29 protein-coding genes are annotated in these 22,096 nt (G+C 74.9%); 14 read left to right on the forward strand and 15 right to left on the reverse strand.

Features of this window, described 5'->3' with window-relative positions; all coding sequences use genetic code 11:
- Positions 1-16 precede the first annotated feature (16 nt).
- Positions 17-547 carry a GNAT family N-acetyltransferase gene (locus AC2A1K_RS14080; protein ID WP_483896927.1) on the forward strand — a complete coding sequence of 177 codons (531 nt, stop codon included), beginning with the start codon at positions 17-19 and terminating at the stop codon, positions 545-547.
- 85 nt (positions 548-632) lie between these two features.
- Positions 633-1,460 (forward strand): GNAT family N-acetyltransferase, encoded by an 828-nt coding sequence (locus AC2A1K_RS14085; RefSeq protein ID WP_483896928.1) that lies wholly within the window; start codon positions 633-635, stop codon positions 1,458-1,460.
- Here the strand turns inward: AC2A1K_RS14085 and AC2A1K_RS14090 are convergent.
- The gene (locus AC2A1K_RS14090; protein ID WP_483896929.1) at positions 1,382-2,590 is read right to left on the reverse strand and encodes a MerR family transcriptional regulator; all 1,209 of its coding nucleotides are present in this window, start codon (positions 2,588-2,590) and stop codon (positions 1,382-1,384) included. The two genes, AC2A1K_RS14085 and AC2A1K_RS14090, sit on opposite strands and share 79 nt — an antisense overlap.
- An 89-nt stretch (positions 2,591-2,679) precedes the next feature.
- On the opposite strand from AC2A1K_RS14090, the gene AC2A1K_RS14095 reads away from it, so the two are divergent.
- The gene (locus tag AC2A1K_RS14095) at positions 2,680-3,417 is read left to right on the forward strand and encodes a Clp protease N-terminal domain-containing protein (protein ID WP_483896930.1); all 738 of its coding nucleotides are present in this window, start codon (positions 2,680-2,682) and stop codon (positions 3,415-3,417) included.
- Here the strand turns inward: AC2A1K_RS14095 and AC2A1K_RS14100 are convergent.
- From AC2A1K_RS14100 to AC2A1K_RS14130, 7 genes are all read right to left on the reverse strand, one after another.
- On the reverse strand, positions 3,405-3,836 hold the full coding sequence (locus AC2A1K_RS14100) for a pyridoxamine 5'-phosphate oxidase family protein (RefSeq protein ID WP_483896931.1): 432 nt from the start codon (positions 3,834-3,836) through the stop codon (positions 3,405-3,407). The two genes, AC2A1K_RS14095 and AC2A1K_RS14100, sit on opposite strands and share 13 nt — an antisense overlap.
- A 20-nt stretch (positions 3,837-3,856) precedes the next feature.
- Entirely contained in the window at positions 3,857-4,588 is a 732-nt protein-coding gene (locus AC2A1K_RS14105) for an energy-coupling factor ABC transporter ATP-binding protein (protein WP_483896932.1), read from the reverse strand.
- A complete protein-coding gene (gene cbiQ, locus AC2A1K_RS14110; protein ID WP_483896933.1) occupies positions 4,585-5,349 on the reverse strand; it encodes a cobalt ECF transporter T component CbiQ in 765 nt (254 codons plus the stop codon). Before cbiQ ends, AC2A1K_RS14105 begins: the two co-directional genes overlap by 4 nt.
- Entirely contained in the window at positions 5,349-5,705 is a 357-nt protein-coding gene (locus AC2A1K_RS14115) for a PDGLE domain-containing protein (RefSeq protein WP_483896934.1), read from the reverse strand. The genes cbiQ and AC2A1K_RS14115 overlap by 1 nt, the downstream gene beginning before the upstream one ends.
- Positions 5,702-6,385 (reverse strand): energy-coupling factor ABC transporter permease, encoded by a 684-nt coding sequence (locus AC2A1K_RS14120; protein ID WP_483897069.1) that lies wholly within the window; start codon positions 6,383-6,385, stop codon positions 5,702-5,704. The genes AC2A1K_RS14115 and AC2A1K_RS14120 overlap by 4 nt, the downstream gene beginning before the upstream one ends.
- 229 nt (positions 6,386-6,614) lie before the next feature.
- Entirely contained in the window at positions 6,615-7,010 is a 396-nt protein-coding gene (locus AC2A1K_RS14125) for a VOC family protein (protein WP_483896935.1), read from the reverse strand.
- Between the two features lie 105 nt (positions 7,011-7,115).
- A complete protein-coding gene (locus AC2A1K_RS14130) occupies positions 7,116-8,528 on the reverse strand; it encodes a cytochrome P450 (protein ID WP_483896936.1) in 1,413 nt (470 codons plus the stop codon).
- A 150-nt stretch (positions 8,529-8,678) separates the two neighbouring features.
- On the opposite strand from AC2A1K_RS14130, the gene AC2A1K_RS14135 reads away from it, so the two are divergent.
- Both AC2A1K_RS14135 and AC2A1K_RS14140 read left to right on the forward strand, forming a co-directional pair.
- Positions 8,679-9,857, forward strand: coding sequence for an isochorismate synthase (locus tag AC2A1K_RS14135; protein WP_483896937.1), 1,179 nt, complete (start codon positions 8,679-8,681; stop codon positions 9,855-9,857).
- A complete protein-coding gene (locus tag AC2A1K_RS14140; RefSeq protein ID WP_483896938.1) occupies positions 9,854-10,570 on the forward strand; it encodes an RluA family pseudouridine synthase in 717 nt (238 codons plus the stop codon). Before AC2A1K_RS14135 ends, AC2A1K_RS14140 begins: the two co-directional genes overlap by 4 nt.
- Positions 10,571-10,615: 45 nt before the next feature.
- On the opposite strand, the gene AC2A1K_RS14145 is transcribed toward AC2A1K_RS14140, so the two are convergent.
- Positions 10,616-11,065, reverse strand: coding sequence for an SRPBCC family protein (locus tag AC2A1K_RS14145; protein WP_483896939.1), 450 nt, complete (start codon positions 11,063-11,065; stop codon positions 10,616-10,618).
- Positions 11,066-11,122: 57 nt separating this feature from the next.
- Between AC2A1K_RS14145 and AC2A1K_RS14150 the strand changes: the two genes are divergently transcribed.
- The gene (locus AC2A1K_RS14150; protein WP_483897070.1) at positions 11,123-11,647 is read left to right on the forward strand and encodes an O-acetyl-ADP-ribose deacetylase; all 525 of its coding nucleotides are present in this window, start codon (positions 11,123-11,125) and stop codon (positions 11,645-11,647) included.
- Positions 11,648-11,897: 250 nt separating this feature from the next.
- Positions 11,898-12,338, forward strand: coding sequence for a L,D-transpeptidase (locus AC2A1K_RS14155; protein ID WP_483896940.1), 441 nt, complete (start codon positions 11,898-11,900; stop codon positions 12,336-12,338).
- An 85-nt stretch (positions 12,339-12,423) separates the two neighbouring features.
- Here AC2A1K_RS14155 and AC2A1K_RS14160 read toward each other — a convergent pair whose 3' ends face one another.
- Entirely contained in the window at positions 12,424-12,993 is a 570-nt protein-coding gene (locus AC2A1K_RS14160) for a copper resistance CopC family protein (RefSeq protein WP_483896941.1), read from the reverse strand.
- Positions 12,994-13,193: 200 nt separating this feature from the next.
- Between AC2A1K_RS14160 and AC2A1K_RS14165 the strand changes: the two genes are divergently transcribed.
- Complete coding sequence (locus tag AC2A1K_RS14165) at positions 13,194-13,571, forward strand: hypothetical protein (RefSeq protein WP_483896942.1); 378 nt, start codon at positions 13,194-13,196, stop codon at positions 13,569-13,571.
- 25 nt (positions 13,572-13,596) lie between these two features.
- On the opposite strand, the gene AC2A1K_RS14170 is transcribed toward AC2A1K_RS14165, so the two are convergent.
- Both AC2A1K_RS14170 and AC2A1K_RS14175 read right to left on the reverse strand, forming a co-directional pair.
- Positions 13,597-14,565, reverse strand: coding sequence for an alpha/beta hydrolase (locus tag AC2A1K_RS14170; RefSeq protein ID WP_483896943.1), 969 nt, complete (start codon positions 14,563-14,565; stop codon positions 13,597-13,599).
- A 4-nt stretch (positions 14,566-14,569) separates the two neighbouring features.
- The gene (locus AC2A1K_RS14175; RefSeq protein WP_483896944.1) at positions 14,570-14,986 is read right to left on the reverse strand and encodes an organic hydroperoxide resistance protein; all 417 of its coding nucleotides are present in this window, start codon (positions 14,984-14,986) and stop codon (positions 14,570-14,572) included.
- A 139-nt stretch (positions 14,987-15,125) separates the two neighbouring features.
- Here AC2A1K_RS14175 and AC2A1K_RS14180 point away from each other — a divergent pair, with 139 nt between their 5' ends.
- The 4 genes from AC2A1K_RS14180 to AC2A1K_RS14195 are packed head-to-tail and all read left to right on the forward strand — an operon-like array spanning position 15,126 to position 17,716.
- Positions 15,126-15,833 carry a dienelactone hydrolase family protein gene (locus tag AC2A1K_RS14180; protein ID WP_483896945.1) on the forward strand — a complete coding sequence of 236 codons (708 nt, stop codon included), beginning with the start codon at positions 15,126-15,128 and terminating at the stop codon, positions 15,831-15,833.
- Between the two features lie 29 nt (positions 15,834-15,862).
- Positions 15,863-16,609 (forward strand): HAD-IIA family hydrolase, encoded by a 747-nt coding sequence (locus AC2A1K_RS14185; protein ID WP_483897071.1) that lies wholly within the window; start codon positions 15,863-15,865, stop codon positions 16,607-16,609.
- Positions 16,610-16,626: 17 nt separating this feature from the next.
- A complete protein-coding gene (locus tag AC2A1K_RS14190) occupies positions 16,627-17,031 on the forward strand; it encodes a ChaB family protein (protein ID WP_483897072.1) in 405 nt (134 codons plus the stop codon).
- On the forward strand, positions 17,024-17,716 hold the full coding sequence (locus AC2A1K_RS14195; protein ID WP_483896946.1) for a lysostaphin resistance A-like protein: 693 nt from the start codon (positions 17,024-17,026) through the stop codon (positions 17,714-17,716). The genes AC2A1K_RS14190 and AC2A1K_RS14195 overlap by 8 nt, the downstream gene beginning before the upstream one ends.
- A 193-nt stretch (positions 17,717-17,909) precedes the next feature.
- On the opposite strand, the gene AC2A1K_RS14200 is transcribed toward AC2A1K_RS14195, so the two are convergent.
- Positions 17,910-18,239, reverse strand: a complete 330-nt coding sequence (locus AC2A1K_RS14200) for an SDR family NAD(P)-dependent oxidoreductase (RefSeq protein WP_483896947.1) — start codon at positions 18,237-18,239, stop codon at positions 17,910-17,912.
- Between the two features lie 81 nt (positions 18,240-18,320).
- Here AC2A1K_RS14200 and AC2A1K_RS14205 point away from each other — a divergent pair, with 81 nt between their 5' ends.
- Together AC2A1K_RS14205 and AC2A1K_RS14210 are read left to right on the forward strand one after the other, a co-directional pair.
- On the forward strand, positions 18,321-19,721 hold the full coding sequence (locus AC2A1K_RS14205; protein WP_483896948.1) for an aldehyde dehydrogenase family protein: 1,401 nt from the start codon (positions 18,321-18,323) through the stop codon (positions 19,719-19,721).
- 58 nt (positions 19,722-19,779) lie between these two features.
- Positions 19,780-20,367 carry a hypothetical protein gene (locus AC2A1K_RS14210; RefSeq protein WP_483896949.1) on the forward strand — a complete coding sequence of 196 codons (588 nt, stop codon included), beginning with the start codon at positions 19,780-19,782 and terminating at the stop codon, positions 20,365-20,367.
- Between the two features lie 111 nt (positions 20,368-20,478).
- Here AC2A1K_RS14210 and AC2A1K_RS14215 read toward each other — a convergent pair whose 3' ends face one another.
- Positions 20,479-20,925, reverse strand: coding sequence for a DUF2267 domain-containing protein (locus AC2A1K_RS14215; RefSeq protein WP_483896950.1), 447 nt, complete (start codon positions 20,923-20,925; stop codon positions 20,479-20,481).
- The gene (locus tag AC2A1K_RS14220) at positions 20,900-22,093 is read right to left on the reverse strand and encodes a glycosyltransferase family 9 protein (RefSeq protein WP_483896951.1); all 1,194 of its coding nucleotides are present in this window, start codon (positions 22,091-22,093) and stop codon (positions 20,900-20,902) included. Before AC2A1K_RS14220 ends, AC2A1K_RS14215 begins: the two co-directional genes overlap by 26 nt.
- Between the last annotated feature and the right edge of the window lie 3 nt (positions 22,094-22,096).

Genomic DNA, 22,096 nt, shown 5'->3' on the forward strand with positions numbered 1-22,096 from the left:
GGGCAGGCTGGAGACCGTGTCCGCCGCCCTGGTCCTCCGTGCGCCCCTGCCCAGCGACGAGCCGATGGCCCGCGAGGCGCAGGCCGCGCTGACCGCCGACGGGTTCGACTTCGGGCTCCGGCCGGTCGACGAGCCGTGGCTGGCCTACCTCGACCGGCTCGACCGTGAGCACCGCGGCGAGGGCCTGCCGCCGGGGCGCGTGCCGAGCACGTTCCTCTACGCCGATGTCGGCGGCCGGGTCGTCGGCCGGGCCTCGATCCGACACACGCTCATCGACACCCTGTGCGTCGAGGGCGGGCACGTCGGCTACGCCGTCCTGCCCGCCGAGCGGCGGCGTGGCTACGCCACCGCGATCCTGCGCCGCAGCGTCGAGCTCCTCCGCGCCCGCGGTGTCGGGCCCGTCCTCGTGACCTGTCGCGAGGACAACCCCGGCTCGCTGGAGGTCATCCGCCGCTGCGGCGGCGTCCTCGACGCCGGCTGGCCGTCGTCCCGCCCCTACGGCGACCACGTCGCCCCGACCCTGCGGTTCTGGATCCCGCCGTCCTGAGCCCGCGCCCGGGAGCGATGCCGCGAACCCGTGTCCCGGGGACACGGGTCGGCATCTCCCTCCACGCCCTCGGGACACTGGTCCCATGGGATGGACGGTCACCGACGACGTCGAGGTGTTCCGGCGTGCGACCGCGGACTACCTCCGCGCGCACCGCGTCGTGTGCACGGTCGTCCTCTCGATCGTCGAGCGGCTGCGCACGGACGGCACCGCCGCCGGCGACGGGCCGCCGGAGCTGGCCTGGTGGGACGGCGACGAGGGGGCGGTCGTCGCCCGGACCCCGCCCTACCGGCCGGTGGTGACCGCGATGCCGGCGGCGGCCGCCGCGGCGTGGGCCGCCGGGCAGGCGTGTCCGGGCAGAGTGCTCGGCCCGGTCGTGACCGTCGAGCAGCTCGCACAGGGGTGGGGCGCCACCACCGACGTCGTCGTGACCGAACGGCTGCACCGCCTCGAGCGGCTCCGGCCGCCGGCCGACCCGCCGCCGACGCGGAACGCCGACACCGACGACGCGGACCTCCTCTGGTCCTGGCTGCTGGAGTTCCACGACGAGGCGACACCGGACGACCCGATGCCGCCGCGGGCCGCGATCGATGCGGCCGTCGCCGAGGGGCGGGTCGTCGTCGCGCTCGCCGGGGACGAGCCGGTCGCCTACGCGTCGGCGTCGCCGGTGATGCTCGGGACCGCCCGGATCGGCCCGGTCTACACGCGCCCCGAGCACCGGGGGAACGGCCACGGGGCGGCGGTCACCGCCGCGGCGGCGCAGCACGCGCAGGAGCGCGGCGCCGAGGAGATTCTGCTGTTCACCGACCTCGGCAACGCGACGAGCAACGCGCTCTACGCGCGGCTCGGCTTCGTCGGCGTCGCCGACATCGTGGACGCGAGGTTGACGCCGGTCGCGCGGAAGAACGTGTAGCTGAACGTGCCGCCGGGCTCGGTGGTGCGCACGAGGTCGCGCACGCCGGCGTCGAAGCGCTCCGGGGTGATCAGACCGGCGGCGACGGCGGGCTCGCGCACCCCGGCGACCATCGCGGTGAAGGTCCGGCGCACGAGGCTGTCGGCGAGGTCGGGGCGCCCGGCGTGCGCGTGGGCGGTGCGCGGCACGACCGTGACGTCGTCGAACCCGGCCCCGGCGAGCAGCGGATGCAGGCGCCGGCCGATCCCGGCGTCGCCGCCGGCCTGGCGCTGGAGCACCTCCTGGCACCGGATCACCGCGCGGGCGTCGGCGCTGTCGGGGTGGAACGACGTCGAGCCGTGGTCGCCCTCGACGACGGTGATCGTCCCGCCGGGCCGCAGCACGCCGCGCAGCGCGCGCAGGGCCTCGTCGGGCCGGGGGAGGTGCTCGAGCAGGAAGAACACGACGACGTGGTCGACGGGGCCGGGCGGGTCGTGGACGTCACCGGCGCGCACGGCGACGCGGTCGGCCAGCCCGGCGGCCTCGACGCGAGCGCGGGTGGCGGCGACCTGGCCGGCCTCGAGGTCGATCGCCGTGAACCGCGCGCCCGGGCTGCGCGCGGCGAGCACGACGGTCTGGGCACCGACCCCGCAGCCCGGCTCGAGGACGTGGGCGCCGTCGGGGAACGCGACGCCGTCGTGGAGCAGGTCGGCGAGGGTCGCGGCCTGATCGCGTAGCCGCGTCGCCTCGGTCTCGTGATAGCCGTGGACGTAGGACCCGACCATGGTCATCTCCCGGAGCACGGTGGACAGGACGTCGTCGCCGGGGCCGGCGAGCGTCTCGGCGAGCCGGTCGCGCACCACGCGTCGCCGGCGCAGGTCGGCGTCGATCCCGGCGAGGTGGGATCGCAGGGTCGCGCCCGGGTCGGGGTCGGCGCCGTCGAGCAGGGCCGCGACCTGCTCGAGGCGCAGCCCGAGCGCGCGCAGCGTGATCGCGCGGTGGAGCCGGACGACGTCGGCGGCCGAGTACAGGCGGTGCCCCGCCGGCGTGCGCGATGGCGAGACGACGCCGCGCTCGTCCCAGTGTCGCAGGACGCGCACCGACAGGCCGGTGGCCTCGGCGAGCTCTCCGACCGTCCGCCCGGGTGTCATGGCGAGCACACTAGGACCTCACATCGTGAGAGGAGCAAGCGTCCACCTAGGGTTGACGAATACCGCTATCGTCAACCTAGAGTGGACGCATGGCAGAGAAACCCGCGGCCTCGGTCCGCCTCGACGACCTCATCAACGCGATCACCTCGGTCCACTCCGACACCCTCGAGCAGCTCCAGGACGCCGTGCTCGCCGCCGAGCACCTCGGTGAGGTGGCCGACCACCTCATCGGCCACTTCGTCGACCAGGCCCGCCGCTCCGGGGCGTCGTGGACCGACATCGGCAAGCGCATGGGCGTCACCAAGCAGGCCGCCCAGAAACGCTTCGTACCCAAGGGCCCGGGCGAGGAGATCGACTTCGAGGAGGGCTTCGGTCGCTTCACCCCGCGCGCCCGGAACGTGGTGGTGAAGGCCCAGGAGGAGGCCCGGTCGGCCGGCCACGCCGAGATCACCCCGGCGCACCTCGCGCTCGGCCTGCTCCACGAGCCCGAGTCGCTGGCCGTGCTGACCATGAAGGAGCTCGGCGTCTCCCCGGAGACGGTGCGCCGCACGCTCGTCGGTACCCTGTCGGCGCGCTCCGACGAGGTCGGCGCGCTGATCCCGTTCGACGGCACCGCCAAGAAGGTCCTCGAGCTGACGTTCCGCCAGGCCCTGAGGCTGGGCCACAACTACGTCGGCACCGAGCACATCCTGCTCGCGCTGCTCGAGCAGGAGGACGGCGCGGGCACCCTCACCGGGCTGGGGCTGGGGCGCGAGGCCGTCGAGGGCCAGGTCGTCCGGACGCTGTCCATGCTCTCCGGCGCGCCGCAGGACCCTCAGACGCCGTAGATCCTCGTCGGCGTCACGAGCACGGCCGCCCGGCGCTCGCGTGCCATCGTCGCGTCGTACTCCGCCCAGTCGTCGTGCGTGCCGCCGGCGGCGACGAAGATCTCGCGCAGCAGGGCGGGGACGTCGCCGACCCCGACGAGCGGGTCGTCCGGCCCGGCGATCTCGGTGGTTCCCTCGACGCTCGTCCAGCGCCAGCCGGCGCGCACCGTGACCGTCGTCCACGGCCGGACGCGCAGGTGGGCGAGCTTGGCCGATCCGCCCGCCGCGACGAGCGCCACGACCGGCGTTCCGTGCACGGGGTGGTCCATCACGCCCGCGTTGACGACGGACGACTGGATCGAGCCGTCGGCCCGGGCGGCCGACACGACGACGAGGAAGTGCTCACCGGCCGCCCGCTCCCGGAAGTGGTCGAGGTCCATGCCGTGAGCCTGGCACGCACTCAGTCCAGGGCGAACCCGAACGGCAGCTCGAGGCGGTGCGCGGCGAGGAAGTCGGCGTCGGCGAGCAGGTCGCGCGTCGGGGCGTCGGCGACGACCACGCCGCCGTCGATCACCACCGAGCGCGGGCAGAGCTGCAGGGCGTAGGGCAGGTCGTGGGTGACCATGAGCATCGTCCGGTCGAGGCCGAGCAGCACGTCGGCGAGCTCGCGGCGGGCGACCGGGTCGAGGTGGGTCGACGGCTCGTCGAGCACGAGGATCTCGGGGTCGCAGGCCAGGACGGTCGCGAGCGCCGCCCGGCGTCGCTGACCGCCGGAGAGGTGCATGGGAGAGCGGTCGGCGAGCTCGGCGACCCCGACGGCGTCGAGCGCATCGGAGACCCGCAGCGACAGCTCCGGCTCGGTGACCCCGAAGTTGGCCGGCCCGAAGGCGACGTCGTCGGCGACGGTCGGCATGAACAGCTGGTCGTCGGGATCCTGGAAGACGATCCCGACCCGCCGGCGGATCTCCTGCACGTTCTCGCGGGTCACCTCGAGCCCGCCGACGTGCACCGTCCCCGCCCCGGCCCGGTGCACGCCGTTGAGATGCAGCACGAGGGTCGTCTTGCCCGCCCCGTTCGGGCCCAGCAGCGCCACGCGCTCGCCCCGCTCGATGCGCAGGTCGACGCCGAAGAGCGCCTGGTGGCCGTCCGGGTAGGCGAAGGCCAGGCCCGAGACGTCCAACGAAGCGGTCACCGGGCCCAGTATCCGGACCCCGCCAGCAGCACCGCCGCCACGGCGGGCACCAGGGCGACCGACCACGTCACCGCCGACGCGGGCGCCGTGGTGAACGCGGGCATGGCGCCCGTGTAGCCGCGGGACAGCATCGCCAGGTGCACGCGCTCGCCGCGCTCGTAGCTCCGCAGGAACAGCGCGCCGACCGACCGCACGGTCGCGCCGAGCTGCCAGACGAAGCGCGGGTCGTGACCCCGTGACACGCGGGCCAGGCGCATCCGTCGTGCCTCGGCGGCGATGACCTCGAGATAGCGCAGCATCAGCGTCGCGATCACGCACACCATCGACGGCACGCGCAGTCGCGAGAGCCCGGAGACGAGGTCGCGCAGGGGGGTGGTGGCGGCGAGCGTCACCGAGACGAGGACGCCGAGCGTGCCCTTGATCAGGATGTTCCAGCCCGCGAGCAGCCCGTCGACCGACAGCGACATGCCCCACCACTCGACCCGCGGGCCGGTGGCGAAGAACGGCAGCAGCACCGCGAGCACGACGAACGGGGCCTCGATGAGCGCGCGCGTGGCGAGCCAGCCGGGCGGGATCCGGGCGGTGATCCAGACGCCCACGAGCAGCAGGAACTGCAACCCGAACACCGCGAACGCCTCGCGCGGCGTCGCCACCACCGCGAGCACGAAGACGAAGGCGACGACGATCTTCACATGCGCCGGCAGCCGGTGGACCACCGAGTCGCCGGCGCGGTAGAGCGGGTGCGCGTGCCCGGCGCTCACTACTCGACCCGGCTCGTGGCGTCGTCGCGCGACCCCCGGTGGCGGAGCAGCCAGAACAGCCCGCCCGCGACGACCAGCGTGGCCAGCACGCCGATGACCCCCGCGATGCCCGTGCTGCCCTCGCCACCGCCGACGGTGTAGTCGGCGAGCGGGCTGCCCGCGGTGGCGTGCTCGCCGGCGTTCTGGGCGATGCACTGCCCGCCGACCGGCTCGCCGGCCTCGTCGAGCCGGCACCCGGTCTGCGTCACCGTGTCGAGCCCGTCGGGGCTGCTGCTCGCGGCGTAGGAGACGACGCCGGCCAGCAGCAGGGCGACGACGAGGAAGCCGGCGTAGAAGGCGATCGGGAGCTTCGTCATGACCGTGCTCCGGAAGTCTTGATCGTCAGCGACGGTGCGGCCGAGCGCGTCAGGTGGAGGAGGTCGGGGCGCACCGCGGCGACGGCGCCGACGGTGAGGGCGGTGATGATCCCCTCGCCGATCCCGATCAGGGCGTGGAGCCCGACCATGAGGCCGAAGACGGTGCCGAGTGCGAGGCCCTGGCCGCCGATCGCGTACTCGAGCACGAAGCCCAGGGACGCGACCACCGTGTTCACCCAGGCCGCGACGAACGCCGTGGCGATCAGGCCGCCGCGGCTGCGCAGGGCGATCCTCCGCAGGGCGACGGCGACGCCGTAGCCGACGAAAGTGCCGATCAACGCCATGTTCGTGATGTTGGTGCCGAGCGCGGAGAGCCCGCCGTCGGCGAAGAGCAGCGCCTGGAGCAGCAGGACGATCGACACGCACATCGCGCCGACGTACGGACCGACGAGGATCGCGCAGAGCGCGCCGCCGAGCAGATGGCCGCTGACCCCGGGCAGGATCGGGAAGTTCAGCATCTGGACGGCGAACACGAACGCGGCGACCAGCCCGGCCATCGGTGCGGTGCGGTCGTCGAGGTCGCGCCGGGCGCGGGCCACGCACACGGCGAGGCCGAGCACCGCGACGACGCCGAAGATCACCGAGGTCGGCGCGTTCACGATGCCGTCGCTCATGTGCATGGCGACGAGGTCGGTGTGCGGTTCCACGAGTCACCCCCACGTGGTGGGTTCGGCACCCGGACGGGTGGCGGCGACCAGTGTGTCGCAGGACGTTCCCTGTCGCACTATTCCTGCGACAACCGAAATCTGGCCGAAGAGAGGGTGTGGCCGCGGCGCGGTCGTGAACGCCCGATTCCCCGGCGGGCTCGTCCGAGGGCACGGCAGCGCTCGACGTGTGCATGGGCGGAGGTCAGCCCGCGAGCGCGAAGAACTCCAGCGCGTTCCCGTCCGGGTCGGTGAAGGACAGCGCCCAGCCGTAGTCGGCCTCGACGACGCCGCTGTGCGCGACGCCGATCTGGTCGAGATGGGTCTGCCACGCGGCGACGGCGGGCCGGTCGACGCACGCGAAGCCGACGTGGTCGAGCCCGGGGGAGACGACGTCGAACCGGTCGCCCGAGCGTGCGCTGTCGTGCGCGGTCAGGCCGAACAGCTGCCCGCCGGCCAGCGCGAACACCTTCCGCTCGAACGGACCGTCGGACAGCGTCATCGCCGGCTCGACGCCGAAGAGCCGCTCGTACCAGGGCTGGCTGGTCGCGAGGTCGGTCACCGACAACGCGACGTGGGAGATCGAGGGCAGCTCGGGCATCGGGGCCTCCGTCGGGGTGAGGAGCTCGGGTCAGGACGCGGCGAACGTGGCGTTCGCTGCTTCTATGCGCACGAGATACCCGTTCGTTGCGACGGCGCGCGGGGTTCAGTCCGCGCGGACCGGGAAGCGTCGGGGACCGCGCAGGACCGTCGCGATGCGCGGCACGGGGCGTCCGGCCGGGCGCAGGCGCGGCATCCGTTCCGCGAGCATCTCGAGCGCGACCTCGCCCTCCATGCGCGCCAGGGCCGCCCCGAGGCAGTAGTGCGCGCCGCCGGAGAACGCGAGGTGCGCGGTGGTCTGCTCGCGTCGTGGGTCGAAGCGGTCGGGGTCGGGGTGCGCGGCCGGGTCGCGGCCCGCGCTCGCCAGCAGGACGAGCACGCCGGTGTCGCGGCGCAGCGTCCGGCCGCCGAGCTCGACGTCGGAGTGCGCGAACCGGGCCGTGAGCTGCACCGGCGGATCGAAGCGCAGGGTCTCCTCGACGACGCCGGCGGCGAGGCCCGGGTCGGCGGCGAGGTCGTCCCACGTCCCGCTCGCGTGCAGGGCGCGGACGGCGTTGCCGACGAGGTTCGTCGTCGTCTCGAACCCCGCGATCAGCAGCAACTGGGCCAGCGAGACGAGCTCGTCGAGGGTCAGCGTGCCCTCGTCGAGCGCGTGCACGAGCTGGGAGATGACGTCCTCGCCGGGGTCGGTGCGGCGGCGCTCGACGAGGTCGGCGAACAGCGCGCGCAGGTCGGCGGTGGCGCGCGACAGCGCGTGGGCGTGGCGCACCGAGTGGACGCCGTCGAGCGCCGCGCCCACGACCCGGCCCCACGCCGCGAAGCGCGGGGTGTCGACCTCGGGGATCGCGAGCAGCCCGGAGATCACGCTGATCGGCAGCGGCGCGGCGAGCGTGCTGACGAGGTCGAACGGGCTCTGCGTCGGGGCGGCGTCGAGGAGCTTCCCGGTGACGGTCCGGGCCGTGTCGCGGTACTGCGCGAGGCGCTTCGGCGCGAACGTCGGCTGCGCGAGGCGCCGCAACCGGGTGTGGTCCGGCGCGTCGAGACCGAGCAGCGAGAGGTCGATCGGCTCGAGGAGCGCGGCTTCGGGGTCCGTCGGGTCGCTCCCCGACGCCCCGCTCGCGTCGTCGGACCCTGAGGCGCCACCTCCCCTCTCGGCGTGCTCCCCTGATCGCTCCGCGTCGCGCGGGTCGAAGGGCATCCGCCCGTCGGCGAGCCGGACGCCGAAGCGGCGATCGCGCAGCACCGCCGTCGCGGCCTCGTGCGAGGCCACCGCGCGGATGCCCGTCCGGCTGCGGGCGACGCCGCCCTCGGCGGCGGCGTCGGCACGGATCCGTGCGTAGGTGGGGTACGGGTCGAGGCGCCAGGGGCGGTGCATGAGCCGCGCGACCGGGTCGCCGCGCAGGGCCAGGACCAGGCCGCCGGCGCGCATCATCGCGATCCGCGTGCCGAGGCGAAGGTCCGACCGCCACCGCGGCAGGGGTGTCGGCGCCGTGCGGGGGCCCGCCTGATCCGTCGTCACATACCCAGAGTATGACGGTGCGGCGAGTCACGCCCCCACCGCTGGACCGGGCGTCACCCGGCGCGGAGGGTGGAGGGCCGGGCGGCGTGCGCCGATCCTGTGCACCACGATGGCCACGGACGCGGCACGACGGCAGGGGGAACGGGGACCGTGACGAGCACCAGCCCGGCGGCACGCGCGCCGCTCGGCACCGTCGCCGACCCGGCGCGCCTGTTGCGGTCCTGGACACCCGGCGACGGCTCCTGGTTCTCGGGCCCCCGGGGCGCGCTGTTGACCCGTGGCACCCGCACCCGGCTGCCCTCGGGTGACGCCGACGCGGTGCTGCGACGCCTGCGGGAGATCGGTGGGTCGGCCCTCGCGGTCGGCGCGCTGCCCTTCGACCCCGCCGCGCCCGCCCACCTCGTCGTGCCCGAGGACGTCGAGCGCGCCGACCCCCTCGGCGCCGTCCTCGTCGCCGGCCCGGGTAGCGCGCCGGTGTCCGGCACCGCCCGTGCGATCCCCGCGCCCGCGGTCTACGAGTCGATGGTCGCCGAGGCGCTCGCCCGCCTGGAGACCGGCGCGCTGGACAAGGTCGTGCTCGCCCGCGCGCTCGAGGTCGTCGCCGTCGGGCCGGTCGACCCGGTGCCGATGCTGCGCGAGCTCGCCCGCCGCGACCCGCGCAGCTACCTGTTCGCCGTCGACCTGCCCCGCGAGCGGCCGGGCACGGCGCGCACGCTGCTCGGCGCCAGCCCGGAACTGCTGCTCTCCCGGCGCGGCACCACCGTCACCGCGAATCCGCTGGCCGGCTCGGCCGCGCGCTCGCCCGACCCGGACGTCGACCGCCGGCGCGGCGAGGACCTGCTCGCGTCCGCCAAGGACCGTCACGAGCACGCGCTCGTCGTCGCCGACGTCGCCGAGCGGCTGCGCCCCCTCGTCGACGACCTCGAGGTGCCCGACGGACCGTCGCTGGTGCGGACCCCGACCCTGTGGCACCTGTCGACGACGGTGCGCGCGCGAGCGGCGGATCCCGACGCGTCGGCGCTGCACCTCGCCCAGGCCCTGCACCCGACGCCGGCGGTCTGCGGGGTGCCTCGCCCGGCCGCGCACGCCGCGATCACCGAGATCGAGCCGTTCGACCGCGGTTTCTACACCGGCGCCGTGGGGTGGACCGACGCCCGCGGCGACGGCGAGTGGGTCATGGCGCTGCGCTGCGGCGAGGTCCAGGGCGACCGGGTTCGGCTGTGGGCGGGTGCCGGCATCGTCCCCGCGTCGCGCCCGGCCGACGAGCTCGCCGAGACCGCGGTCAAGCTGCGCACGCTGCTCGACGCGCTGGGGCTCGACGAGACGTGAGCACCTGGGACGAGGTCCGCGCCGATCGCGAGCTGCTGCGCGACGACGCCGTGCTCGTCCTCGACAAGCCGGCGGGCTGGTCGGTGATGGGCGAGCGCCACGACACCGACCTCGTCCGCCTCGCCGCCGACGCCGGGGAGAAGCTCTGGCCCGCGCACCGCATCGACAAGGTGACCTCGGGGATCGTGCTCTTCGCGCGCCGTCTCGAGGCGCACGGCGATCTCACCCGCCAGTTCGCCGAGCGCACCGTCGCCAAGACCTACCTCGCCGTCGCGTCCGGCACCGGGCTGCCCGAGCGGGGCACGATCGAGCTCCCGCTGTCGGTCGGCCGCAAGAACCGCGTCCGCATCGCCGCCCCGCGGGAGGCGATCACGTGCGCTTCCGGGCCTGAAGGGGGGACCTGGTCGGTGCCCGACGACGCCGTCCTGCCCGGCGACACCTACCCCTCGACGACGAGGTTCGAGGTCGTGCGCCGCGGCGAGGACCGGACGCTGCTGGCGGTGACGCCGACGACGGGGCGCCGCCACCAGATCCGCGTGCACCTCGCCTGGATCGGCCACGCGCTCGTCGGCGACCCGCTGTTCACGAAGCACCCGGAGACGCGCACGGGTCTGCACGCCTGGCGCCTCGCCTTCACCGGCCCCGACGGCGTCCGCCACGACCTCGAGGCCCCGCCCCGCGAGGACTTCGAGGGCCTCGGCCCCGCCATGTGAGCACTTTCCTGCGCTATAGGCCCGGAAAGTGCTCACGACCGTGGCTCAGGCCAGCGCCTCCGCGAGGTTGCCGATCGTCGTGCGCATCTCGTCGGGCGTGACCTCGCGGACGCGCTCGAGGATCACGAGGTCCGTGAGGTCCGCCCAGTCGTGGTAGTGGGTGGCGACGGTCCGGTCGTCGCCGTCGGGTTCGAGCTCCCAGCCCCACACGTGGCCCGAGGGCTGGGCGCCGGGCTTCGCGGGCGCCCAGGCGAGCGCGCGGTCGGGCTCGTAGCGCACCACGTGGTTCTCGACCCGGTAGCGGCCTCGATCCGGGTGGTCCATCTCCATGACGAACACGTCGCCGACCTCCATGATCGCCAGGTGGGTGTGCGAGGCGTGGATCGTGCCGCTGCCGTCGAGGTCGGGGTGACGGTCGGGGTCGGCGAGGAGGGCGAAGACCCGCTCGACGGGGGCGTCGAGGGTGTCGGTCACCGAGATGCGCGTGTCGCTCACCGAGCGATCGTCCCAGGAGCGGTCGTGGCCGGCCCGCGCGCGGGGTACTCCCGCGACATGGGTTCGACGGAGATCACCCTGCACCGGGGCGACATCACGAAGGCCGAGGTCGACGCGGTCGTCAACGCCGCGAACTCCGGGCTCCTCGGCGGTGGGGGCGTCGACGGTGCCATCCATCGCGCGGGCGGGCCGGCGATCCTCGAGGCCTGCCGCGAGCTGCGGCGCACGAGGTTGCCCGACGGCCTGCCGACCGGCCAGGCGGTCGCGACGACGGCGGGCGTCCTGCCGGCGCAGTGGGTGATCCACACCGTCGGCCCGGTGTACGCGAAGTCCGAGGACCGCTCGGAGCTCCTCGCGTCCGCGTATCGCGAGTCGCTGCGGGTCGCCGACGAGCTCGGCGCGCGCACCGTGGCGTTCCCCGCCGTGTCGGCCGGCGTGTACGGATGGCCGCTCGACGACGCGGCGAGAATTGCCGTGTCGACCGTGCAGAACACGGAGAGTGCGGTGCGCGAGGCGCAGTTCATCCTCTTCAGCGATCAAGTCCACGACGCCTTCGTCCGGGCGGCCGGATCGAGTGGGTGAGACGGCGCACTGACGGCACGCGCCGTGTCCGGGACGCCCCAGACCCACAGCGGTTGTGCTCCGAACCGGTTCGGGTGACGTGCCCCTGAGCACCCGAGACGGTGCGTGACCTACCCGTCACTGCCTCGTTGGGTCGGTCGATCGCGCGGTGTGGAAGCCGCGCACGCGAGCGAGGGGCAGGACGCCGATGGCGGGTAGGCATCGCAGGGGGGCGCAGCGGGGGGCGTCCGCCGGCCGGATCGGGGTCTCGATGGCCACGATCGGTCTCGGCGCGCTCCAGCTGGGCGGGGTTGCGCTCGCGGCACCGGCGGGGACCGGCGGCGGGGTCGACGGCACGCCGTGCACGGACGCCCGCATCAAGGCGTGCGTCGACCTCTCGGAGAACCGGGCCTGGCTGCTCGACGGCGAGGGCAACGTCGTCTACGGCCCCGTGAAGAACAGCCACGGCGCCGAGGGCTACGAGACCCCCACCGGTGACTTCATCATCCAGCGCAAGGAACGCCACCACGTGAGCCAGGAGTACGAGGGCTCGCCGATGCCGTACGCCGTGTTCTTCGACAACAACGGTCGGGCGTTCCACGGGGGCAGCACCGACCGCCAGTCGGCGGGCTGCGTGCGGCTCGGCCCGGACGACGCGAAGCGGTTCTTCGAGCACCTCAACCCGAATGACCGGGTTCAGATCGTCGAGTGAGGGGCTCGGGCCCGACGTGATCGTGGCCGGGCGCGGCGGGCGAGGGGCATCCGAGGGGGGTGCCCCTCGCCCGTCCGGCTCCTCTTCAGGCGCGGCGGCGCAGCACGAGCGCGACCGCTCCGCCGACGACCACGATCGCGATCACGACGAACACCCAGGCGGGCACGCCGCCAGTGGTCCTGTCGGGATCGGCCGCGGCGGCCGGTGACGGCGGCGCAGGCGCGGCCTCGTGGCCGGCGTGACCCGACGGGGTCGTCAGGGTGAACGAGACCGACCCGGTCGTCGGGTGGCCGTCGCTCGAGATGATCCGGTAGCCGATCTCGTAGTTGCCGGCCGGGCCCAGCGGCCCGACGGGCACCGAGACCACGCTGCCCTGTGTCGTGGCCTGGCCCCGCTCGTGGTGGACACCGTCGGGGCCGAGAACCGTGAGGGTGGACAGCTGGCCCTGCGGGTTGTCGCTGAAGGTCACCGACACCTGGGTCGGTGCCGTCGCGACGGTCGAGCCGTCGGCCGGGTCGCTGCCGGTGACGACGTCGTGCGCGCTCGCCGTGCCGGCCGTGAGCAGCAGGGCCGAGAGGGCGAGCAGGCCCGTCAGGACTGCGGCGAGCGGGCCTCGGTGGCGTGTGCGGGCGGACGGGGTCCGCGATGAGGGCATGGGGGAGTCCTTCCGTGTCGAGATGCCGTCGCGGTGGGGCGCGGCGGCGGGGGACCCCGACGCGGATGGAGGGTGACGGCGGCACGGCGCTCACGGGTGGCGCACGCCGGGCGCCGCGGGGGCATCGGCCGCGGACGTCGCGGCGTCGGCGCCGGGCCGGCGAGGCGACGGGTCCAGGTGCCGACGCGGCGTCGTGCGGCGTGCGCGAGGGCACGGTCGGCGTGGGCGAGGCCGCCGGCGACGAGGACGGCCACGGCGAGGTGGGCGACGAGCATGCCCGCGTCGTGCGGCGCCGCGTGCATCCCGTGGTGGTCGTGGCCGCCGGCCGGCAGCGCGAGGTGGAGGGCGAGCTGCCCGGCGGCGAGGACGGCGGCGAGGCCCGCCACGGACCGTGGGCGCGCGCCGAGCAGCGCCGTGGCGGCGACGACCCCGACACCGACCACGAGCGCGGCGGGGGTGGCCGCGACCGCCCCGCCGGCCTCCCCGTGTGCCGCGACACCGAGGACCGCGGCACACACACCGAGCAGCACGGCGCGCGCCGGCGCCGCTCGGTCGGGAGTCACGGGCCTTCACGGTAGCCCTGCGCGTGCGGTGCCCGGCCGGTCACATGCTGCGGAGGAACGCCGCGATCTCCGCGACCGCCTGCCGCGAGGTGCGCGGGGTCAGGCCGCCGGTGGCGACGTAGCCGTGGGCGGCGCCGAGGTAGCGGGTGTGGCGCACCGGGACGTCGGCGGCGTCGAGCGCCTCGACGTAGCGCTCGCCGTGGTCGCGCAGCGGGTCGTGGTCGGCGGTCTGGACGAGCGCCGGCGGGAGGCCGCTCAGGTCGGCGCGCAAGGGCGAGGCGTAGGGGTGGCGGCCGTCGGCGTCGCCGAGGTACAGCGCGTGGAAGCCCCGGATGTCGGCGGCCGAGAGGATCGGCGCGACCGGGATCTCACGCTCCGAGGGCAGCACGTCGACCATCTCCACGCCCGGGTAGACGAGCACCTGCGCGGCGATCGCGGGGGCGGCGAGGCCTTCGAGCCGGCGGTCGCGGGCCTTGAGACACACGACGGTCGCGAGGTTGCCGCCCGCGCTGTCGCCCATGACCGCGAGCCGGGTGGGGTCGATGCCGAACCGGCCGGGGTCGGCGGCGAGCGCGGCGACGGCGTCGTAGCAGTCCTGGGCGGGGACGGGGAAGCGGTGCTCGGGGGCGAGCCGGTAGTCGACCGAGACGACGACCGCCGCCGTCTCGCGCGCCACGTGGGCGCAGAACCACTCGGACTGGTCGAGGTCGCCCTGCACGAACCCGCCGCCGTGGAAGTTGACGACGGCCGGCGCCGGCGCCGCGCACGACGGCGGCCGGTACACGCGGACCCCGAGACCGCCGGGGACGGCGTCCGTCGTCAGCGTCGTCGCCTCGACGACGACGTCGCGGGGCGGGGTGCCGATCACCGCGCGGCCGAGCGGGCCGTGCTGCAGGCGCAGCACGGTCGCCCGGGCGGCGGGGACGTCGGCGGGATCGAGGTGGGCGACCGACCCGCCGAGCCATCGACGGGCGGTGCCCACGACACGGAGACCGAGAGGAGGGCGCACGAGGTCACACCTTGGCGGTCACGTCCACCTCGATGTTGCCACGGGTCGCCTTCGAGTACGGGCAGAGCTCGTGCGCGCGGGCGACGAGCCGGTCGGCGGTGTCCTGATCGGTGCCCGGGATCGTCGCGGTGAGCCAGACCTGGAGCCCGAAGCTTCCGGAGTCCGGCCCGATCCCGACGCGCGCCTCGACGGTCGTCGAGTTCACCTCGACGTCCGACTGCCCGCCCGCGACCTTGAGCGCCTGGTGGAAGCAGGCCGCGTACCCGGCGGCGAACAGCTGCTCGGGGTTGGTGCCCCCGCCCGGCCCGCCGAGCTCCGCGGGCATGGTCATGGCCTGGTCGATGACGCCGTCGGAGCTGCGCACGTGCCCGTTGCGGGCGTCCCCCGACGAGACGGCCACAGCGGTGTACTCGATGTCCATACGGCCGGGCGTACCCGCGACCGGCGGCCCCCACGTGGGTGTTTCGCGTCGCTCGCGCCCACCCCGGACCGCGCACGGTCGCAGGGATGGTGCCACGCTCGGGCCAGCCAGCACCGGCCGAGATCATCGAGAGGTCGCCGTGCCCGACCTGCACATCCCCGCGTCCGCGGGCAGCCACCAGTCCGCGTTCCTCGCGGTCCCGCCGCTCGGCGACGGTCCGTTCCCGGGCGTGGTCGTCCTCCAGGATGCCTTCGGGCTCACCGAGACCCTGCGCGAGCACACCGAGCGCCTGGCCGCCGCGGGCTTCCTGTCGGTGGCGCCGGCCCTCTACACGGCGCGCGGCGGCGGGCCCCGGTGCGTCGCCGCCACGATGAGGTCGATGACGAGCTACACCGGCCCGGTCTTCGACGACATCGAGGCCGCGCGCACCTGGCTCGCCGGCCGGGAGGACTGCACCGGGCGGGTCGGCGTCATCGGCTTCTGCCAGGGCGGCGGCTTCGCGCTGATCTCGGCGGCCCGCCACGACTACGCCGCCGCGGCCCCGAACTACGGACGGGTGCCCGACGACGCCGAGCGCGAGCTCGCCGGCATCTGCCCGGTGGTCGCGAGCTTCGGCGGCAAGGACCCGTCGCTGCGCGGGCACCCCGAGCGCCTCGAGGCGGCGCTGACCGCGCTCGGCGTGGAGCACGACGTGCACACCTACCCGGACGCGAACCACAGCTTCCTCGAGCCGATGCCGGCCCCGCTCGCCTTGTTCGGGCTCGGTCTGCACCGGGAGTCCGCGGAGGACGCGTGGGGCCGCATCCTCCGGTTCTTCGACAGCCATCTGCGTGAGGAGGCTGCGTGAGCGAGCCGCTGGAGAGCTACCTCATCGACATGGACGGGGTGCTCGTCCACGAGGAGAACGCGCTCCCCGGTGCCGACGAGTTCATCCGCCGGCTCGGCGAGGCGGGCAAGCGTTTCCTCGTGCTGACCAACAACTCCATCTACACGCCGCGCGACCTGCAGGCGCGCCTGCACGCGAGCGGCATCGACATCCCCGCCGGGAACCTGTGGACCTCCGCGCTGGCCACCGCGCAGTTCCTGGACAGCCAACGCCCCGGCGGCAGCGCGTTCGTCGTCGGCGAGGCAGGGCTGACGACCGCACTCCACGACGTCGGCTACATCCTCACCGACCGGAGTCCCGACTACGTCGTCATCGGCGAGACCCGCACCTACTCGTTCGAGGCGATCACCCGCGCCATCCGGCTGATCGGGAACGGCGCGCGCTACATCGTCACCAATCCCGACGCGACCGGACCGTCGCCGGAGGGCACGCTGCCCGCCGCCGGTTCCGTCGCCGCGCTGATCACGCACGCCACGCGGCGGAACCCGTACTTCGTCGGCAAGCCCAACCCGCTCATGATCAGGGCGGGTCTCAACACCATCGGCGCGCACTCCGAGACCACGGCGATGATCGGCGACCGGATGGACACCGACATGGTCGCGGGCATGGAGGCCGGACTGCACACGATCCTGGTGCTCTCGGGGGTCACCGACCCGAGCGAGATGGACCGGTATCCCTATCGCCCGCAGCAGGTGGTGGCGAGCGTCGCCGAGCTCGAGGTAGGCGTGCGGGGGTGACCGGGTACCTGCTCGACATGCCCGAGAATTTCCAGGACCTGCCGTCCACCCTGCAGCGCTCGCCCGAGAGCGCGCGGAAGACGTTCGCCGAGGCGAAGGAATCCGCGGAGGAGACCTACGGCGCCGGCGAGCGGGCCAGCCGCACGGCGTACGCGGCGCTGAAGCACACGCACGAGAAGGTGGGCGACCACTGGGAGCCGAAGGAGGAGAAGGGCCCGTCGGACTCCCAGGCGCGCAGTGGCGGCCCGAACCCGAGCGGGGCGAGCGCCGGCGGCGTGGACGCCAACGCCAGCAAGGAGCACCTCTACGAGCGCGCCCAGCAGCTCGGCATCGAGGGCCGATCCGACATGACGAAGGACCAGCTCGTCGACGCCCTGCAGAAGGAGAGCGACCGGGAGACCCGCAGGGCGCGGGGTGACTGAGCAGCCCGTTCTCGCGCCTCCGTCCCCGCGCCCGACGCTCGGCTGGGTCGAGCTGGCCGTCGGGGCCGTCGCGTACGTCGCCTTGCAGCTCGCACTGGCGGTCGCGATCGCGGTGCTGTCCGAGGGCGTGCCGCCCGCGCCGGTGCTCGTCGGCGTCTCGGCGGCGTCGGCGTTCGGCGCCGTGGCGATCGCCCTGGCGCCGCGGGTGCGCTCCGCGGCGGCCGTCGGGCTCGTCCGCCCGACCCTGCGCGGGCTCGCGCTCGGCGTGGGTCTGGGCGTGCTCGTGTGGCTCGCGTCGCGGGTCCTGATCGTCGTCTACGTCGCGCTGACCGGTGATCGGTCCGACCCGCAGGAGGCGCTGACGCTGTTCAGCGGCCCGGTCGCGGCGGCGCTCGTCGTCGCCATCGGCGGGCTGCTGGTGCCGCTCGGCGAGGAGCTGCTGTTCCGCGGGCTGGCCTACGGGGTGCTGCGGCGGGTCGGGCGCGTGCTCGCGGTGCTCGTCACCGCGGCCGTCTTCGCGCTGGCCCACGGGCTCAACGTCGTGTTCGCCGCGGCGTTCGTCCTCGGTGTCGTGAACGCCCTGCTCTACGAGCGCACGGGCTCGATCTGGCCGCCGGTGGCCGCGCACGCGACGTTCAACCTGATCTCCTTCGTGCTCGTGCTGGCGGTGGGCGGGCCGACCTGACCGGTCACCTCTTCTGCTCGGTCGGCCGTACGAGCACCTCGTTCACCGCCGTACGGGCCGGTCGGGTCACGATGTGGACGACGGCGTCGGCGATGTCGTCGGCGTGGAGCCGACCCAGCTGCGAGGCCTGCGAGGCCTGCCAGGCCTGCCAGGCCTGCGAGGCGTTGGGGCTTGTTGTCGTCTCCGGTGTTCGTCAGTTCGGTGTCGCGACGAGACCCGGTTCGACGAGCCCGACGCGCACGTGCTGCTCGGCGAGCTCCTGGCGCAGCGCCTCGGAGAACGCGCCGACGGCGTGCTTGGTGGCGGCCTTGGTGACGGCGTCGACGTTGCTGCCGGGACCGGTGATGCTGCGCCCGGCGACCGAGGAGACCGTCACGACGTCGGCGACCCCGAGCTTGTCGTGCCGCCGGGCGAAGAGCGCCACGCCGGCGCCCTCGGCGGCCAGCGCACGGGCGGTGGCGGCGCCGATCCCGCGCGACGCCCCGGTCACGATCGCGGTGGTCCCGTTCAGTCGTCCGGTCACGGGGACCGGGGTGCCTGCGGCATGTGAACGCGCGGAGCGCGCCCGAGGCGTACCCGGGAGCGCGAGGTGGAACCCGGTCCCATGAGCACAGCCACCGCCGTCGACTCCGACACCGACATCGAGGTCCACGACCCGGCCACGGGCGAGCTCGTGGGTCGTGTCCGCCCCGCCGGGCCCGCCGAGGTCGACGACGCCGTCGCCCGGGCGCGCGCCGCTCGCGACGGCTGGGCGCGCACCCCGGCCGCCGAGCGCGCCGGCCTGGTCCGGGACGCCGCGGGCGCCGTGCGTGCGGTCGCCGAGGATCTCGCCCGTCGCAACGAGACCGAGACCGGCCGGCCCTACGACGACGGGCTGGGCGGCGTGCTCGCGGCCGCCGGGACGCTCGAGCAGTACGCCGAGCTCGGGCCGGTGCACCGCGGCCGCTCGCTGCAGGGCTCGTGGTCGGCGACCGACCTCATGGTCCCCGAGCCCCGCGGGATCGCCGCGGTGATCACGCCGTGGAACGACCCGGTCGCCGTCGCCGCCGGTCTCCTCGGCGCGGCCCTGGTCACCGGCAACACGGTCGTGCACAAGCCCAGCGAGCGCTGCCCGCACCTCGGGCGCCGTTTCGCCGATCTCGTCGCGTCCTTCCTCCCCGACGGCGTCCTCGAGATCGTCGACGGGGCCGGGCCCACCGGCGCGGCGCTGGCCGGCCACACCGACGTCGACCTGATCGCCCACGTCGGCTCGATCTCGGCGGGGCAGGCCATCCGCCAGGCCGCGGCGGGCACCGGCGCCCACGTGCTGCTCGAGAACGGCGGCAACGACCCGCTCGTGATCGACGCCGACGTCGACCCGCGGTGGGCCGCGGAGCAGGCGGCGCTCGGGTCCTACGCCAACGGCGGGCAGGTCTGCGTGTCCGTCGAGCGGATCTACTGCGCGGCCGCGGTCGCGGAGCCGTTCCTCGACGCGCTGGCCGAGGAGGCCGCGCGTTGGGTGTACCGGCCGTCGGCGGCGGGGGAGAAGGCGCTCGGCCCGCTGGTCGACCGCCGCCACCGCGAGCACGTGCACAGCCACGTCGCCGCCGCGATCGCCGACGGCGCCACCGTGCACGCGGGCGGGTTCGTCCCCGAGGGCGACGGTGCGTTCTACTCGGCCACCGTGCTGTCCGGGCTGACCCCGGCGATGCCGATCCTGCGCGAGGAGACGTTCGGCCCGGTGGCCGCGGTCCGCGTGGTCGAGGACTTCGCGCAGGGACTCGCCGAGGCGGTCGACGACCCGCACGGTCTCGCCGCCACCGTGCTCACCGGGAACATGGGCAACGCGCAGCAGGCGTGGCGCGAGCTCCCCGTCGGGAGCGTGAAGATCAATTCGGTGTTCGGCGGCGCGCCGGGCGGGGCGGCCCAGCCGCGCGGGACGTCGGGAACCGGGTTCGGCTACGGCCCGGAGCTCCTCGACGAGATGACCACCACGAAGGTGGTCCACTGGTCCCCGTTGCCGTAGTGCGCTGACGGTGAGTGCCTCGGCGTGACCCCCGGACGGGTGGCGTCGTTACCCCGACGTGACCAACACGGACGAGGCCATCACGGTCGCGGGCCCGACGGCGGCGATGCGCACGCCGCCGCCCGCCCGGCGGCGGTGGCCCGTGCTGGCCGCGCGGTCGGCGCTCGGCGTGTCGACCGTGGTGGCCGGCGTCCTGGGCGCCGGCGTCGCCACCGGGACGGCACCGATGCTGTCGTCCCTCGCCGGACCCCCGGCGGCGCTGACCGTGGCGCCGCCCCCGGTCGTGCCGGCGCTCGGCCCGCCGCCGGTGACGACCACCTCGGAGGTGTCGGAGACGACGGAGACGACGACGCGGACCACCAGCCGGACCGCGCGTCGGACCACCACGGCCGAGGAGACGACCACCCGGCGCACGTCACGCACGGTGCCCCGGCCACCGGTGGTCGCGCCGGAACCGGCCCCCGAACCCGCGCCCGCCCCGCCGGCCGACCCGCCGACCAGCGGCGGAGGCGGCGACGACGGTGCCGGCGGGGGTGGCGAGGTCGGCGGGGGTGGCGACGGTGACGGCACCGGCGGCGGAGGAGGCGGGACCGGCGGGGGCGGCGCCGAGCCCCGCGTCGGCGTGACCAGCCCGAGCGGCGGCTGAGCGGGCACCTCGTGTCTCAGGGGCGTCGGCGACCGGACCACCGCGCTCCCCCGGCACCGTCAACGTGAGTGGTTTCCGGCGCTATAGCGCCGGAAACCACTCACATGGGACTCAGCGCATGAGGGCCACGAGGTCGCCCGGGAGCTGCTCGAGGGTACGGTCGACCTGGTCCTCGGGGAGCCACTGGCGCAGCAGGCGCAGGACCTCCTCGACCTGACGCTCGACCTTCTCCTCGTCCACGGACGTGACCGCTCCGCTGACCGCGTCGACGAAGGCGTCCTTGCTCACCGAACGGGCCGCGTCGTCCTTCGGTCGCTGGGCGCGCAGCTCCGCCGACAACTCCGGCGGCAGGCTGATCGTCAGCTCCTGCGCGAGGCCGCTGCTGACGACCTTGCCGAACTCGTTGAGCGTGCTGCGCACGAGGACCTCGGCCTCGGACGGCGTGTCGAGCCCGAGGCGCCGCTGCACCTGGCCGCTGAACGCGGCCAGCGTCTGGCTGGAGTTCGCAGGGTTCGGGTCGTTCGGGTTCTCGTCACCCTGGATCGGCGGTGTCGTCATGGGCCACGGTCACCCGTTCACCCCGCCCGGCCAAACCCCGGCGCCGCCCGTCGACCACGATGTCGCGCCCGTCCCCGGTGTGCTCGACCACCGACCTCGCCACCTCGACCGGCGCCGCCCGCAACCGCCGCGCCGCCGCGACGACCTCCTCGGGCCCGATCGCCAGGCACTCCTGGCCGAACGGGCACACGAGCTGGCGGCACGGCGCGCACGACACCGGTCGCGTGAGCACCTCGGCGCGGGTGGAGCGCGGTCGGTACTGGTCGACGGTCTCGGTGCCGGCGAACAGCTCGACGACGGGCGCGCCGACCGCGTCGGCGAGGTGCACGCCGCCGGAGTTGTTGGCGACGACGACCTCGGCGCCCGCGAACAGCGCAGCGAGGTCGCCGAGTCCGAGCCCGCCCGCGAGCGGCACGCCCACGTCACCGGCGACGGCGTCGACGAGGTCCGCCTCGCGCTCGGTGCCGCTGACCACCACCGTCAGCCCGTCCGCGGCGAGCTCCCGGACCACCGCGGCGAACCGCTCCGCGGGCCAGCGCCGCGACGGGCAGCTCGCCCCCGGCGCCACCACGACGTAGCGCGCCTGCGCCGGCGTCGCGGCGTCGTCGGGGATCCGGACCTGCAGCGACCGTCCCCGCGACGGCACCCCGAGCGCCGCGAGCAGCCCCAGCATGCGGTCGACCTGGTGCTCCTGGTCCGGCGGCGACGGCACCCAGTGCGTGAGCAGCCCGCCGCCGAACTCCTTCGACAGACCGGCGCGCACCGGCATCCCGGCCCGGCGCGCCACCTCGGCGGCGGGCCACGGGGACTGCGAGAACGAGGTCAGCACGACCGCGGCGTCGTAGCCGCGCCCGGCGAGCTCGGCGACCAGGGGCGCGTCGGGGTCATCGCCCGGGACCAGGTCGAGCTGCTGCCACGACACCGACGCGGGGACGACGCCGTCGACCTCGGGGAGCAGCGCGGCGGCGGCCGCCCCGGCGGGGGAGGCGAGCAGGTCGAGGGCGGCGGCGGGCGCTGCGGCGCGCAGGGCCCGGAACACCGGCCCGGTCATGAGGACGTCGCCGACGTTGTCGGGGCGCACGACGAGGATCCGACGCATCGCGGACCAGTCGGGGTCGCCGCGCCCGGGACGGTGGGCGGCGGGGTGGCGCAGGTCGGGTTCCGGCACGGC

The sequence above is a fragment of the Actinomycetospora sp. 2LY8.5 genome, from assembly GCF_057180585.1.